The organism is Acidobacteriota bacterium (assembly GCA_040752915.1).
Taxonomy (GTDB): Bacteria; Acidobacteriota; UBA4820; order UBA4820; family DSQY01; genus JBFLVU01.
This window is the reverse complement of record JBFMHB010000036.1, coordinates 1-14835: the sequence shown is the minus strand read 5'-3', so window position 1 is coordinate 14835 and position 14835 is coordinate 1. Positions and strand designations below refer to the sequence as shown.

Below are 14835 nucleotides of genomic sequence, written 5' to 3'. Positions count from 1 at the left end.
CTCGGGGAAGCCCCCTTCCCGTCGGCCTTGCGCTGGGTCTCTCCACAAACTTGACATCAATATGCTAAGGATATATACTGTAATCCGGCTTAGATATGGAGCCCTGATCCAGAAAGGGCCGCCGTGGAGAGGATGGAAATGAACTGGGATCGGTTCACAGACAAGTTCAAAGAGGTTATCCAGGCCGCCTTTGAAGAAGCCAAGAGGCGCGGCAATCCGGAGCTGGTTCCCGAACACCTGGTCCTGGCGGCGCTCCGCCAGGAGGGCGGAGTGGTCCGAGGGGTCCTGGACAAGCTCGGAGTGGACCCCCTTCCGCTGACCAACCGTCTCCAGGCGGCCCTGGACCGCTTGCCCAAGGTCCAGGGAGGAAGCGATCCCGTCCTGTCCCGGGACTCCCTCGGACTTCTCGACGCGGCCCACGCCCAGGCGAGGTTCTTTAAGGACGACTACACTTCGACGGAACACCTCCTGGCGGCCGCTCTGGAGGCCCAGAACTCGGAGGCGGGGCGGGCCCTGGCGGCCTCCAAGGTCACCCCCGAGCGCCTCATGGCGGCCCTCCAGGAAATCCGAGGCGCCCAGCGCATCACCGACCCCAATCCCGAAGGCAAGTACCAGGCGCTCGAGCAATACGGGAGGGACCTTACGGAGCTGGCGCGGCTCCGGCGCCTCGATCCGGTCATCGGCCGCGATGAAGAGATCCGGCGCCTGACCCAGGTCCTGGCGCGCCGGACGAAGAACAACCCCGTGCTCGTGGGGGATCCTGGAGTGGGCAAGACGGCCATCGTGGAGGGGCTCGCTCTGAGGATCTCCGACGGCGACGTGCCCGAATCGCTGAAGGACAAGCGGCTGGTTCAGCTGGACCTCGCCTCGCTCATCGCGGGGACCAAGTTCCGAGGCGAATTCGAGGACCGGCTCAAGGCCGTGGTCAAAGAGATCGTCACCTCCGAGGGCGGCATCATCCTGTTCATCGACGAGTTGCACACCCTCGTTGGGGCGGGCGCCGCCGAGGGCGCCATGGATGCCGCGAACATCCTCAAGCCCGCGTTGGCCAGGGGTGAATTGCACGCCATCGGGGCCACGACGCTCGCCGAGTACCGAAAGCACGTGGAAAAGGACCCGGCCCTGGAGCGCCGCTTTCAACCCGTGTTCGTGGGAGAGCCTTCGGTGGAGGACTCGGTGGGCATCTTGCGGGGCCTCAAAGAGCGGCTGGAAGTCCATCACGGGGTGCGGATCCGCGATGCGGCCCTGGTGGCCGCCGTGACGCTGTCCCACCGGTACCTCCCCGACCGCCGGCTGCCCGACAAGGCCATCGACCTCGTGGACGAATCGGCGGCCCGCCTGCGGATCCAGATCGATTCGAGACCCTACGAACTCGATGGGGTGGAGCGGAGGGTGGCATCCCTCCAGATCGAAAAGCAGGCGCTGACCAAGGAGAGCGACCCGGCCTCCCTGGCCCGCCTGGAGGAGATCGAGAAGGAACTCTCCGGCCTCGAGGAGCGGGGACGCGCCCTGCGCGCCCGGTGGCAGGCGGAGCGGGACGCGATCCGCGAGATCCAGTCCATCCGAAAGGAAATCGAGAACCTTCGAGGGGAAGCCGAGCGGGCCGAGCGCATCGGCAACTTCGACGAGGCGGCCCGGTTGAGGTACGGCCGGCTGCCCGGGGCCGAGGCCCGCCTCCGCGAGGTCCAGGAGAGGCTCAGGGGAAGCCAAAAGGGCTCCCCCCTCCTCAAGGAGGAGGTGGAGGAGGAGGACGTGGCCCAGGTCGTTTCGGCCTGGACGGGGATCCCCGTGGCCCGGATGCTCGAAGGCGAGCGCCAGAAGCTCCTACACATGGAGGAGCGTCTCGAAACCCGGGTGGTCGGGCAGGACCAGGCCGTGTCCGCCGTGTCCGACGCCGTGCGGCGGTCCCGTTCCGGACTCGCCGATCCCCGGCGACCCATCGGCTCCTTCCTGTTCATGGGGCCCACGGGGGTAGGGAAGACGGAACTGTGCCGCGCCCTGGCCGAATTCCTCTTCGACGACGAGCGGGCCATGGTCCGGCTGGACATGAGCGAGTACATGGAAAAGCACTCGGTGGCCCGTCTCATCGGGGCCCCTCCCGGGTACGTGGGATACGAGGAGGGAGGACAGCTCACGGAGGCCGTTCACCGGCGGCCGTACAGCGTGGTTCTTCTGGACGAGGTCGAAAAGGCCCACCCCGACGTGTTCAACGTGCTCCTCCAGGTCCTCGAGGACGGCCGGCTCACGGACGGGAAGGGCCGGACGGTCGACTTCACGCAAACCCTCCTCGTCATGACGAGCAACGTGGGTTCGCGTTGGATGGGAGAACTGGAGGGGGAGGGCGGCGCGGCCGCCAGGGAGCGAATCTTCCAGGACCTCAAGTCCACCTTCCGTCCCGAGTTCCTGAACCGTCTGGACGAGGTGATCTTCTTCCGATCCCTTTCCAGGAGAGACCTGGAAGCCGTCGTGGACATCCAGCTCGGAAGGCTCGCCCGGCGACTCGAGGAGAGGGGACTGGCCCTGGAGGTCGCCCCGGAGGTCAAGTCCTTCCTCGCGGAGGCGGGTTGGGACCCGGACTACGGGGCCCGGCCGCTGCGAAGGGCGATCCAGAGGCACCTGGAAAACAAGCTGGCCCAAGAGGTGCTGGCGGGGCGGTTCGTCTCCGGCGACCGGGTGCGCGTGACCATGGGGGCGGGCGAGCCGGCATTCGAACGGGTGGCTGAAGTGTTACAGTAGTCGGGCCCGCGATCCGGGGGCTCGGCCCTTCCGGATGGGTCTTGGAGGACGGTCATGGGAAATTGGTTCAGAACGATGGTGCTCTTTGCGGCGCTGGCCGGGCTCCTCATGCTCGTGGGCGGCGCCGTGGCGGGTCAGCGCGGGGCGATGATCGCCTTCTTCATTTCGCTTGCGATTAATTTCTTCTCCTACTGGTTTTCCGACAAGATGGTCCTGGCCTCCTACCAGGCCAGAGAAGTGACGGAGGCCGAGGCCCCGCGCCTGCACGCGGTAGTGAGCGAGCTCAGTCAGCGGGCCGGAATCCCCAAGCCACGGGTGTACCGGATCCCCGACGAGAGCCCCAACGCCTTCGCCACGGGGCGCAACCCCGAGCACGCGGCGGTGGCGGTGACGGACGGCATCGTCCGCCTCCTTTCGGAGGAGGAACTCAAGGGCGTACTGGCCCACGAACTCGCCCACGTGAAGCACCGCGACATCCTCATCGGCACGGTGGCCGCCTCCATCGCCTCGGCGATCATGTTTATCGCGAGCATGGCTCGGTGGGCCGCCATCTTCGGCGGCGGCCGAAGCGACGACCGCGAAGGCGGCTTCAATCCCATCGGTCTGCTCGTCGCGGCCGTGGTGGCGCCCATCGCCGCGTTGCTCATCCAGATGGCGATCTCCCGATCCCGGGAATACGCCGCCGATGCGGGCGGGGCCTCCTACGCCGGAAACCCGTATGGCTTGGCGGAGGCGCTCAAGAAGCTGGACGCCTGGTCCAAGCGGGTTCCCCTGCAGGCGAGCCCCGCCACGTCCCACATGTTCATCGTCAAGCCGTTCACCGGGGGCGGCCTGTTCAGCCTGTTCTCCACGCACCCGCCGATCCCCAAGCGGATCGAAAGGCTCATGGGAATGAGGGGCTGACGGGGTCGCGGGACCCGGTTCTGCGGGGGAATCCGAAATGCAAAGCGCGAGAGCGAGCGTCGCGGCGGCGGTCCTTGCCCTGTCCACGCTTTGGGTGCCTGCCCAGGGAACCCGAGCCCAGCGGGAGACGCAGGTCGTCCGCGTGGTGAGGGAGGTGGCGCCTTCGGTGGTGTACATCTCCTCCCAGCAGCGGGTGAAGAATCCGTTCTCGGGCCCCTTCTGGGACCTGTTCGGGGAGGACTTCCCCGGAGGCGGGCCTCCCCGCGGCGAGGAGAACTCGTTGGGGTCCGGCGTGATCATCGATTCCGCCGGCTACGTCCTTACCAACGAGCACGTGATCATGGGCGGCGCCAACATCCGGGTGACGCTCAACGACGGAAGGCAGTTTCCGGCCCGGGTGGTGGGGTCGGCTCCCGAGATGGATCTCGCTCTCTTGAAATTGGAGGGAGGCGGCCCCTTTCCTTCGGCGCGCCTCGGGCGCTCGGACGACCTCATGATCGGGGAGACCGTCATCGCCGTTGGAAATCCCTTCGGACTCTCCAACACGGTGTCCGTGGGCGTCCTCTCCGCGGTGGGGCGGACCGTCGCGGCGGGCGACCGCCAGTTCTCGGACTTCCTCCAGACGGACGCCCCCATCAATCCGGGGAATTCGGGGGGGCCGCTGCTCAATATCCTTGGGGAGGTGATCGGAGTCAATACCGCCATCATCCGCCAGGCCCAGAGCATCGGCTTCGCCATCCCCATCAACCGCGCCCGGCGCGTGATGGAACAGCTGAAAGCCTACGGAAAGGTCCGGCCCACCTGGCTGGGCGTCTTGGTCCTCGATCCCAGCGAGTCGTACAAGAAAAGGCTCGGCCAGTCCTCCGGGGCGGTCGTCGCGCGGACCTACCCCTTCGCCTATCCTCAAGACGCCCTTCAGAAGGACGATTTCATCACCTCCGTGGACGGAAAGACCCTGGACGGGGCTGGGGACCTGAACGCGCGGATGGCGCTTCTGAACCCCGGTCAGAAGATCACCCTCGCGGGCCTTCGGGATGGGAAGCGCTTTTCGGCCACGGTGGAGGCCCGCCTGATGCCCGAACGGCTGACGCCCGCCATGGCGTGGGAACTGCTGGGCATTCGGGTGGCGTCGGAGGGCCGGGCCCTTGAAGTCGCGGCCGTGCGCCGTGGCTCGCCCGCCGAAGCGGTGGGCCTCCGGAGCGGGGACACGATCCTGGCGGTCATGGACCAGCCCGTCGAGAACCCGGAGGATTTCCTCGCCCAGTCCCGCTCGGCCCTTGGCTCGACGGGCCTGCCCATCAGCGTGGGAAGAGGCCCCTGGACCTACTACGTGACCCTGGACCTGCTGTCGCAATAAACTTCGGGAGATACGCCATGAAGGCTGAACCGTGTCCTTCGCCCGAGCGGGCAACCGAGACACCCGGCGAACGCGATCCCGCCCCCCGTGCGCACAAGAACCCCGTTTCCGTTGTGGATCGGAGGCGGGTGGGCCGCGAGGAGGATGGAACCGTGGAGGTGGGCGCCGCCGAACCCAATCTGAAGCCGACGTACGTGGAGGAGCTGGAGGGGCGGGTCGCCCGCGCCGAGGCGCGCCTGAAAGAGCGGCTGGCGGAGTTGGAGGAGGAGGCGAGGAGGTCCAGGGAGCGAGTGGCCCTGGATCTGGAGCGGCGCTTCGCCGACCGGGAAAAGGCCACCCTGCTGGATATATTGGACATCATGGATGACCTGGACCGGGCCGCGGCCCTCGCCGCCGACACTCCCTCCGTGGCCAAAGGCCTTTCGCTGGTTTCGAGCCGGTTCGCCCAATTCCTGGAGCGCAGGTCCTGCATCCGGTTCTCACCCGCCTGTGGGGACGCGTTCGACCCGACGATCATGGAGGCCGTGGCGCTTCAGCCCGGGGAGAAGGGGAAGGTCGCCGGTCTGCTTCAGGCCGGGTACCGCCAGGGGGATTCCCTCTTGCGGCCGGCCAAGGTTGCCGTGGGGACCGGTCCCCAGGATGCCGCCACCGGCGAAGGCTGACGAGCCGCGGCGAAGGGCCCCGGGCGCCCTCCGGGGCCCCGGATCGGGCCCGCCCGCTCAGGAATCGGGCTGGCTTTCCTCGGGGACGTGCTCTGCCGGGCGGCCGCCGAACTTCTTCCTCCAGGTCTGGCCCCAGTGGCTCCGTCCCGCCAGAGAATCCCGGTGGGAGATGAAGGTGTCCTGTCGGGTGCCCGAGGTGTCGGGAAGGTTCGACGGTTCCCTCGATTCAAGGACAAGCGGTCCCGGCATCGAAGGCCCCGTTTCACGCGCCGGGGGAGCGGAACCGTGCCTCGGCTTCCACCCGGGTCGTTGTGCACCCGACCCGCGCGGCTGTCCCTTTCCCCGGGCGCCGGGACCTTCCGGGTGCGACCTGCGGGGGGGCTTCCCCCGTCCTTTACCGGGAGAGGCCGACCTCGCGGCGGCGCTTCCCTCCTCGGGCCGGAAGGCAACGTCGCCGGCCCGGTGGGATCCCGACTCCCGGTCCGCCGCGGAGCCCTTCCGGAGGGTCCGCTCGGCCGCCGCCCGGCGCTCTGCTTTGGACTTGGACCGGGCCCTCTCCTCGGCTTTGCGCTTGCGGATGGCGGCAATCCGCTCGGCCAGGGGGACCTCGAACTTTTCCTCGGGCCGCCGGGTGTAGTCGAAGCCCTCCATCGTTCGCCGGGGGATCTTCCATCCAAGGTGCCGCTCGATTTCGCGGAAATCGCCCTCCTCCTGCGGCGAAACGAGCGTGAAGGCCTCTCCCGTCGCCTGGGCCCTCGCGGTGCGGCCCACACGGTGGATGTACTCCTCGGGGAGATGGGGCACGTCGAAGTTCACCACGAGCCCGAGGGCCTCCACGTCAATGCCGCGGGAGGCGATGTCCGTGGCCACCAGGACCTGATACCTGCCCGCCTTGAAGCCCGTCATGGCCTCGGTCCTCTGAAACTGGCTCCGGCCGCCGTGGATCCGGGCGCAGGAAACTCCGCGCTTCTCCAGGAAGTCTCCAAGGCGGTTGGCCCTGTGCTTCGTCCGGGTGAAGGCGAGGACGCTGCGGGCCTCCGGGAGCTTGAGGATTTCCAGCAGGAGGTGGGACTTCAATTCGTGGGGGACGGGGTAGGCCGAGTGGTTGATGCCCGCGGCGGGCTCGGATTTCTGCTCCACGTTGATGGCCACCGGGTTTGCCAGCATCTCGCTGGCCAGCTCCACGATGGGCAGGGGAAGCGTGGCTGAAAAGAGCATGGTCTGCCTGGACTTGGGAAGCCGGTCGAGGATCCGTCGGACATCCGGCAGGAAACCCATGTCCAGCATCCGGTCCGCCTCGTCGAGAACCAGAAACTCCAACGCATCCAATCGCGTGTACGGATACTGCATGTGATCCAGGAGCCGTCCCGGCGTGGCGATCACGACTTCCACGCCTTTCTTGAGGGCCTTGATCTGGGGCTCCATGCCCACGCCCCCGTAAATGGCGACCCCGCGGATCGGCGTGTGGCGGGCCAGGGCCTGAAGGTGGTCGGCGATCTGGGCCGCCAGCTCGCGGGTCGGTGCGAGGATGAGGGCGCGGGTCCCCTTGCCCGGGCGGTCCAGGAACCGCTGGAGAATCGGGAGGAGAAAGGCCGCCGTCTTTCCGCTTCCCGTGGCCGCGGCGGCCAGGACGTGCCGTCCCTTGAGAAGGGGCGGGAGGGCCTTTTCCTGAATCGGGGTGGGTCGGGTGAATTCCAGATCCCCCAGGGCCTGGAGGAGGTTCGGGTGGAGACCGAAGGTGGAAAACGACATGAATTTCCTGCGACGCTCGCGGTGCGCCGCGCCGCGCGCGGATACACCCTGCGTCAGGTTCCGGCCTGCGGTTGTCGGAAACGGTGGGATCGCCGGGGAAACCGCCGTTTGAGCCCTGGATCTCCGCCGCAGGACTCCCCGAGGTAGGGGCCGCAGGCGACGGGATCGTCGGACGCGAAGAAGCCCTTATCCCACATCACGCCGAAAATTGCAAGGGCAGAGGCGACGGGCGGGCCGGCGGACGCCCTCCGGGAGCCCTTCACGATCCCGGACCCATCCCGTCGAGGAGCCGCTGGAACCGGGGATGCTTGCGAAGGGAATCCAGATCGGAATCTTTCGAGGCCAGGGCGCGGTCTTTGAAACCGGCGGCCACCGCCTTTTCCAGGAATTCCATGGCCGATTCGCTCCGCCCCGCCCTCGCCAGGGCGCACGCGGCGTTGTAGTTCAGGATCGAGTGGCTTGGCAAGACGAGGGCCGCGGTCTCCAGGCAGAAGGCGGCCTCGTCGTAGCGGCCCGCCCGAAGGAGCTGGACTCCGAGCTGTTCCAGAGAGAGCGCGTTCAGTTGAAGCAGGTCCTCGGCGTCCTCCGAGTCCTCGCCCCCGGCCGCCTTCAGCTTTCTCAGTTCCCGGATCAGGCCCAGGAGCTGGTCCTGGCTGGAGACGGCCTTCAGGCGTCCCCAAAGGTCCTCGAAGCGCCGGTCGCGGGCCCGGGCCGAGATCACCTCTTCCGTGCGCTCGAGGGCGGCGGCCTTTCCGGCGGCGGCCGCTCCAGCGGGCACCTCCGGGTACAGCCGGGCGATCTGGGTGAACAGGCGATAGGCCTCATAGGAGCGGCCCTTTTGAAGGAGATCCTCCGCCTCTCCGGCGCGGTCGGCGGCCCACCGGCTTCGGAGGGGGTCGCCGGGGGAGGCTTCCTCCGCCGCGAAGAAGGCGAGGGCCTGGCCGAATTGGGCCGCATCGGGCCACCGGTGCTTTCCCTCAAAGACCTGCAACCAAACGCGATTTCCTCTTTTTGGTTCGGTTTCCAGGGCGCGCCCCATCTCGAAGCGGTTGAAATCCCTGTTCCCGGTCAGCAGGTAGAGGGAGAGGCCGCTCTTCCTGGGAAGGTCCTTCTGCTCCGCGTAGAAGGCCCCGCAGGAGATCACGCCGCGGAAGCGGTCCCTGTGCGTGAGGGCCAGGTGGAGCGCCGCCCGGGCCCCACCGGAGAAGCCCATGGCCAGGTGTCCGGAGGAGGCCATCGGGAAACGGGCGGAGACGTCTTTCCAGAGGGCCTGCTGGGCCTCCAGGATGGGTTGCCAGGGGCCGTTTCGGGAGTCGTTGGAGGCGGCCACGATGTAGCCCCCGGCCTCGGCGGCGTCCTTCACGAGGCGAAGGGGGACTTCCCCCTGGCCCGTCGGCGACAGGCAGAACAGGACGGGCCAGGGTCGTCCGGGATGGTAGCCTCGGGGCAGGTAGAGGGCGTACGAATGAGAGGGGTCCCCCTGGCAGAGCACCTTCGGATGGACGACGCCCGGTTCCAGCGCCGCCGGGGTTTGCGCCCCGGCGGATCCTGCCAGGCACAACGCAGCCAGGGCCAGGGCGAATCGGGTCCCCACGGTCACCTCCCGCCCCCCGGTGAAGGCGCCGTCGGGGCACCCGGGAGGCTGTCCCTATGGTACGGATTCCGGCCTTCAAGGTTGCGCGGGGCGGGGTGGAGGGATTTGCTATTGGTTTCAGAAAGTTGCAAACCAATAATTCGCATGCTATATTCAGATGAGACGGAGGAGGAGAACATGCGCCGTGTCCTATGGGGTGTCCTGTTTCTCTTGGCGACGCTCGCCGTCCAGGCGAGCTACGAGCCTTTGTGGCAATACAACGGGCCCGCGACCATCCTCTTCGCTCCCACTCTGGGCAACGACGGTTCCGTGTACTTCGCCACGGACGACGAAAAGCTCCGCGCCCTCACGCCCCAGGGTACACCCGCCTGGGCCGTCAAACCGGGAGGACTGATCGTCACGCCCATCGTCCTTCATGGGGGGGTGCTTTATTTCGGCACCTCCTCCCTGGAGATCCGGGCTTACTCCACGGCCGGGAACATGATCTGGAAGCAATCCGTCGGAGCCGTACCGGCCACCCCTCTCGCGGTGGCCGCCGACGGAAAGATCTACTTCGGTGGAAAGGACGGCGACCTTTACGCCCTCAACCCGGACGGCAGCCAGCGCTTCCACGTCCACCTGGGGACGGAGGTGGGGCCGCCCACGGTCGGGCACGACGGGACCGTCTACATCACCGGCGACAACTTCATGCATGCCGTGAACCCCAATTCGGGGATGGTCATCTGGAGGAAGAACTTCTTCAACGCCTCCAAGGTTCCCGTGGTCATGGACCGGTACGACGACCTGTTCTACATCCGGGAGGGCATCCTGGACGTCTACGACGTCCACGGCCAGTTCCTCTGGGAGGCCCGGGACCAGCAAGGCGGCCTCCTCCTGGTCAAGCGCATGGCGCCCGTCATTTACGGGGACACCCTCGTGGTGGCGGACGATGGGGGGAGCGAGATCTACGGGCTGGACGTCTCCACCGGGGCCATCCTGTGGGTGTTCTCCGACGTCAACACCGAGTGGACCCCGGAGGTCACGGCCTCCATGGCGGTGGACCGCAATGGAATCGTCGCCTACCTGGACGCCACCGGGGTCATCGCCTGGTTCGATGCGGTGGACGGATCGTTCTACGGATACATGCCCAGCATGGGGGCGGGGAAGGAAGCCGTCCTGCTCGGTTGGGGGATCAAGGGGCGAATCGTCACTCGAACGGGGCCGGGCACCCAGGTCCTCGCCGCGTATGCGGTCCCCGCGGGTCCCGGAGGCTCCTGGAGTCAGGGTGGCATGTCGGCGCGCCACGTTCAGCGCCGGGATGACGAGCCTTTCACGGCCATCCATTCCCCGGGTGACGGATCGGTCATCACGGGCGCGTTCACGGTAAACGGGACGGCCTCGGACGACTTTTCCCTGGGGAAGGTGGAGCTCTACATCGGCCAGTCCAAGGTGGCCTCTTCGGACGTCGGCACCCTGCTCTGGTCGACGAATTCCGCCCTGTTCGACGACGGGACCTACGACATCTCCCTTTTGGCCACCGATTCGGCGGGAAACGTGGGCGTGGACACCGTCACCGTCACCTTCGACAACCCTGCTCCGGTGCACAACGTGAGCCAGGGCCCCCCCACCTTCACCTGGCTGGACAACCTCGTGGACAACCAGTACCAGGTTCTGGTCTCCATGGACCCGACCTTCACCACCCCCGTCGTGACCAGTTCGTCGAAGACCAAGAAGTGGATCCGGGCGACGTCGTGGAAGCCTTCCGACAAGAAATGGGCCAAGGTCCTCGCGGCCGCCAACCTGGTCCCCAATCCGCAGGTGACCGTCTATTGGAGGGTCATCGGCCGGATCGGCGGCGAGGTCACGACCCGCAGCTTCACGCTGGACAAGACCCACTGAGCGAGCGTCCCGGAATCAACGAAGAGGGCCCCCGAGGGGGCCCTCTTTCTTCATGGGCGGCCTGAGGCGTCGGCCCCGGGCGGCCCCTGCGAAGCAGGGGCCCTCCTCAGTCCTTCTCGGGGAAGACGACCGTCGGGTGGAGGAGGCGCGCATCCACCCGGGCGAGGGCGAGGAACCTTCCGTCCGGGGCCAGGACCTTGACCATCCCCTCCCGTCCCTGAAGTCCCTTGGGGGCCGCCACGTCTTGCCCGTTGAGGAACAGGCGTTCCTCACGATCCGTGGCCTGGAAGGTCGGAAAGCCGAGATCCAGGGCATCGAAGGGCAGGAACCCGCTCGGCGCGAAGGGATCATCCAGGGGATTGGCGCCATGCACCGAATAGGGCCCCACTTCGGTCCGGCACAGCTGGAAGCAGTGGGCGGGAGAGCCGACGGCGGCTCCCAGGTCGCGCGCGAGGGCCCTCACGTAGGTTCCGGAGGAACAGCGGAGCCTGAAGTGGAGGTCCCGGGCGTCCACCGGTGAGACCTCAAACCTGTAAATCTGGATGGAGACGGGCGCCAGGTCGGGGACTTCCCCCTTTCGAGCCATCTCGTACGCCCGCACGTGGCCGATCCTTTTGGCCGAGAAGGCCGGAGGGATCTGCTGGAACGGGCCCACGAAGCGGTTGGCGGCCTCCTGCCATTCGGAGGCGGAAAGATGGGGCGGATCTCCGGTGGCGACCACGGTCCCGTCGCGGTCGTAGGTGTCCGTCCCCTCCCCGAACCGGATGACCCCCTCGTAGGCCTTGTCCATCCCTTGGAAGAACCGCGCCAGACGGGTGCCCTTCCCCAGCAGGAGGATGAGAAGGCCCGTGCAAAAGGGGTCCAGGGTTCCGCCGTGACCCACCTTGAACCTTCTCGGACAGAGGCGTCGCAGGGCCTGGACACAGTCGTGAGAGGTCATCCCCGATGGCTTGTCGAGGAGGATGAGACCGTGCGGCGAAACTTCAGCCTGAGTCACGGCCGCCCTCCTCTTCCCCGCGGTGAAGGGATGCGAGCAGGTCCTCGATGCGGCGGGCGCTTTCCGCCGTTTCGTCGAAGGCGAACCGAATCTCCGGGAGCTGCCGGAGATGGAGGCGGGAAGAAAGGTAGGCCTTCAAAGGCCGGACATTCTCGGAGAGGGCCTCGGCGGCGCCCTTGCGGTCCAGGTTGGGTTCCACGACGGTGTAGAACACCCTCGCCACCGACAGGTCCCGGTTCACCTGGACCTCGGTGACGGAGATCCACCGGAGGCGGGCGTCGTTCAATTCCTGGAGCAGGGCGTTGGAGATGCCATGGCGGAGAAGGTCTCCCACCTTGTCCGATTTCGCGAAGCGCCGCATCCACTCACCTGCTGGAGCCGCCGGTGGTTCCGGCTCCCTCGTCGTGCCGCCGGACCTCCCGGCGCGTCAGTACACTTCCTCGACGGCCGCGAAGACCTCCACCTCGTAGTGGTCCTCCAGAAAGGCAACCGCCGTCCTCAGCCGGTCCCGGGCGGCGGACTCCCGACCGGCCAGGGCGGCGAGGGTGAGGGAGGCCATGCCGGCGTCTTCCAGGTACCCGCTCTCGCAGGAGGCCACCCCGAATCGCCCCTGGGCCTTCTCCCTGAAAGACTTGATGACCGACCGCTTGTCCTTCAGGCTCCTGGAGGCCTGCAATCTGAAATCCACCCGGACCACCGCCACCACGGCGCGTTCGGGCTGACGCATGGGAAACCCTCCCTCGGAGCGACCCCACACCGGGCCCGTGCCCAAGGATAAGGCCTACTAGAGCGTCCGCTCCTGGATCTGGATCTCGAAGGCCTCCAGCACGTCGCCCGGCTTCACATCGTTGAAGTTCTCGAGCCCGATGCCGCACTCGAGGCCTTCCTTCACCTCCGAAGCGTCATCCTTGAAGCGCTTGAGGGAGCCGATCCGGCCCGTGTGCACCACCACGTTGTCCCTCAGCACCCGGATCTGGGCCGTTCGCGGGATCCGGCCATCGGACACGATGCACCCGGCGATGGTCCCCACCTTGGAGACCTTGAAGATCTCCTTGACTTCGGCGTGGCCCAGGATGACCTCTTGTTCAATGGGTTTGAGCATACCCGTCAGGGCCAGCTTCAGCCGATCCACCAGATCGTAAATGACCGTGAACAGGGCGATCTCCACGCCTTCGTTCTTGGCCACCTCCGCGGCTTTGCGCTCGGGTCTCACGTTGAAGCCGATGATGATGGCGTTGCTGGCGGAGGCCAGAAGGACGTCGCCCTCGGAGACGGCGCCGACTCCCTTGTGGACGACGGCGATCTTCACCTCCTCGGTGGAGAGGTCCTGGACCTGCTGGGCGATGGCCTCCAGGGATCCCTGCACGTCCGCCTTCAGGATCACGGAAAGCTCCTGGATCTCGCCCTGCTTGATGGCGCCGAAGACGTTCTCGAGCCGCACCTTGGAGGACCTCAGCGCCTTGGCCTTTTCCTGCTCCTTCCGGAAGGCCGCGACCTGCCGGGCCTTGGCCTCATCCAGCATGGCCTGGAAGACGGACCCGACGGCGGGCACTTCGGAGAAGCCGAGAATCTCCACAGGCGTGCTTGGCCCGGCCTCCTCCACGCGCTCGCCCTTGTCGTCGAACAACCCGCGCACGTGGCCGAAGGTGGAGCCGCACAGGAAGAAGTCCCCCACGCGGAGGGTCCCGTCCTGGATGAGGACGGTGGCGACGGGGCCGCGCGTGCGGTCCAGCTTGGACTCGAGGACCGTTCCCATGGCGGGGGAATCGGGGGCCGCATCCAGGTCCAGCATGTCGGCCACCAGGGCCACCATTTCCAGCAGTTCCTCGATGCCCTGCCTGGACTTCGCGGACACCGGGACCGCCACGGTTTCGCCGCCGAACTCCTCGGTGACGATGCCGTGTTGCATGAGTTCGCGCTTGACCCGGTCCGGATCGGCTCCGGGCTTGTCCATCTTGTTCACGGCCACGACGAAGGGTACGTTCGCGGCCTTGCAGTGGTTGATGGCTTCCACCGTCTGCGGCATGACCCCGTCGTCGGCCGCCACCACGAGGATGACGACGTCGGTCACCTGGGCGCCGCGGGCGCGCATGAGGGTGAAGGCCTCGTGGCCGGGCGTGTCGAGAAACACGTACTCCCTCTCGCCGTGGCGCACTCGGTAGGCCCCGATGTGCTGGGTGATCCCGCCGAACTCCTTGCTCGTGATGTCCACGTCGTGGATCGCCTCGAGGAGGGAGGACTTCCCGTGGTCCACGTGGCCCATGACCGTCACCACGGGCGCGCGGGGGGTCTTGTTTTCGGCCGGGACGTCCTCCTGGGTGAGGACGAGTTCGTCCTCGAAGGAGATCACCTCCGCCTGGAAACCGAACATGGAGGACACCTGGATGGCCACTTGACTGTCCAGGGGCTGGTTGATGGTGACCAGGATCCCCCGCATCATCAGCTTGGCGATGATGTCCTTGACCTTGACGGACAGCTTGTCGGCCAGTTCCTTGACCGTGATTCCTTCCCGGATGAAGACGGCCTCGCCTTTTTCGGCCTTGGCCTGGGCGTCGAGGATCTCCTGGTCCAGCCGCTCCTGGCGGTCCACGCGGGCCTGCAGCTTCTCCAGCCGGCGCTCGCGCTTGGTCTTCCGCCGCGCGTCCACGGGGGCCGGGCGCGGAGCGTGGGCCTCCACGACCGGACGCGGGGGGGGAGCGACAGGCGCACCGGGCGCCGGTCCCGTCCGGCTGCGGCCGGGTCCCGCGGCGGGCCTTCCAGGGGCCGGCGGTCTTTGTCCGGAAGGCGCCCCCGAAGGTCGCGACGGACCCTGAGCGGGCCGCTGGGCGGGGCCGGCCGGAGGCCTTGCGCCCGTGGGGGCGGAGGGCCTCGGAGGAGTGGGACTCTGGGCCGGTCCCTGAGGGCGGCGAACCTCTGCGCCTCCCGCCGGGCGTTGCGCCGCAACGGTCGGGGCGGG

11 protein-coding genes are annotated in these 14835 nt (G+C 67.3%); 5 read left to right on the top strand and 6 right to left on the bottom strand.

The window, feature by feature from the left end; genetic code table 11:
• Positions 1 to 138 precede the first annotated feature (138 nt).
• The 4 genes from clpB to grpE are packed head-to-tail and all read left to right on the top strand — an operon-like array spanning position 139 to position 5658.
• On the top strand, positions 139 to 2736 hold the full coding sequence (clpB, locus tag AB1824_08165) for an ATP-dependent chaperone ClpB (GenBank protein MEW5764940.1): 2598 nt from the start codon (positions 139 to 141) through the stop codon (positions 2734 to 2736).
• A gap of 54 nt (positions 2737 to 2790) precedes the next feature.
• Positions 2791 to 3639, top strand: coding sequence for a zinc metalloprotease HtpX (gene htpX, locus AB1824_08160; protein MEW5764939.1), 849 nt, complete (start codon positions 2791 to 2793; stop codon positions 3637 to 3639).
• A 37-nt stretch (positions 3640 to 3676) separates the two neighbouring features.
• Positions 3677 to 4996, top strand: coding sequence for a trypsin-like peptidase domain-containing protein (locus tag AB1824_08155; protein ID MEW5764938.1), 1320 nt, complete (start codon positions 3677 to 3679; stop codon positions 4994 to 4996).
• Positions 4997 to 5013: 17 nt separating this feature from the next.
• Entirely contained in the window at positions 5014 to 5658 is a 645-nt protein-coding gene (grpE, locus tag AB1824_08150) for a nucleotide exchange factor GrpE (protein MEW5764937.1), read from the top strand.
• Positions 5659 to 5715: 57 nt separating this feature from the next.
• Here the strand turns inward: grpE and AB1824_08145 are convergent, their stop codons facing one another.
• Positions 5716 to 7410, bottom strand: coding sequence for a DEAD/DEAH box helicase (locus AB1824_08145; protein MEW5764936.1), 1695 nt, complete (start codon positions 7408 to 7410; stop codon positions 5716 to 5718).
• Between the two features lie 259 nt (positions 7411 to 7669).
• Positions 7670 to 9004: an alpha/beta hydrolase-fold protein gene (locus tag AB1824_08140; protein MEW5764935.1), complete on the bottom strand. Its 1335-nt coding sequence runs from the start codon at positions 9002 to 9004 to the stop codon at positions 7670 to 7672.
• 177 nt (positions 9005 to 9181) lie between these two features.
• Here AB1824_08140 and AB1824_08135 point away from each other — a divergent pair, with 177 nt between their 5' ends.
• Positions 9182 to 10882, top strand: coding sequence for a PQQ-binding-like beta-propeller repeat protein (locus AB1824_08135; GenBank protein MEW5764934.1), 1701 nt, complete (start codon positions 9182 to 9184; stop codon positions 10880 to 10882).
• A 106-nt stretch (positions 10883 to 10988) separates the two neighbouring features.
• Here AB1824_08135 and truB read toward each other — a convergent pair whose 3' ends face one another.
• The 4 genes from truB to infB form a co-directional block, all read right to left on the bottom strand.
• Positions 10989 to 11879 (bottom strand): tRNA pseudouridine(55) synthase TruB, encoded by an 891-nt coding sequence (truB, locus tag AB1824_08130; GenBank protein MEW5764933.1) that lies wholly within the window; start codon positions 11877 to 11879, stop codon positions 10989 to 10991.
• Positions 11866 to 12240, bottom strand: coding sequence for a 30S ribosome-binding factor RbfA (rbfA, locus tag AB1824_08125; protein MEW5764932.1), 375 nt, complete (start codon positions 12238 to 12240; stop codon positions 11866 to 11868). Before rbfA ends, truB begins: the two co-directional genes overlap by 14 nt.
• Before the next feature lie 66 nt (positions 12241 to 12306).
• Positions 12307 to 12606, bottom strand: a complete 300-nt coding sequence (locus tag AB1824_08120) for a DUF503 domain-containing protein (GenBank protein MEW5764931.1) — start codon at positions 12604 to 12606, stop codon at positions 12307 to 12309.
• A 57-nt stretch (positions 12607 to 12663) separates the two neighbouring features.
• Positions 12664 to 14526: a translation initiation factor IF-2 gene (gene infB, locus AB1824_08115; protein ID MEW5764930.1), complete on the bottom strand. Its 1863-nt coding sequence runs from the start codon at positions 14524 to 14526 to the stop codon at positions 12664 to 12666.
• Between the last annotated feature and the right edge of the window lie 309 nt (positions 14527 to 14835).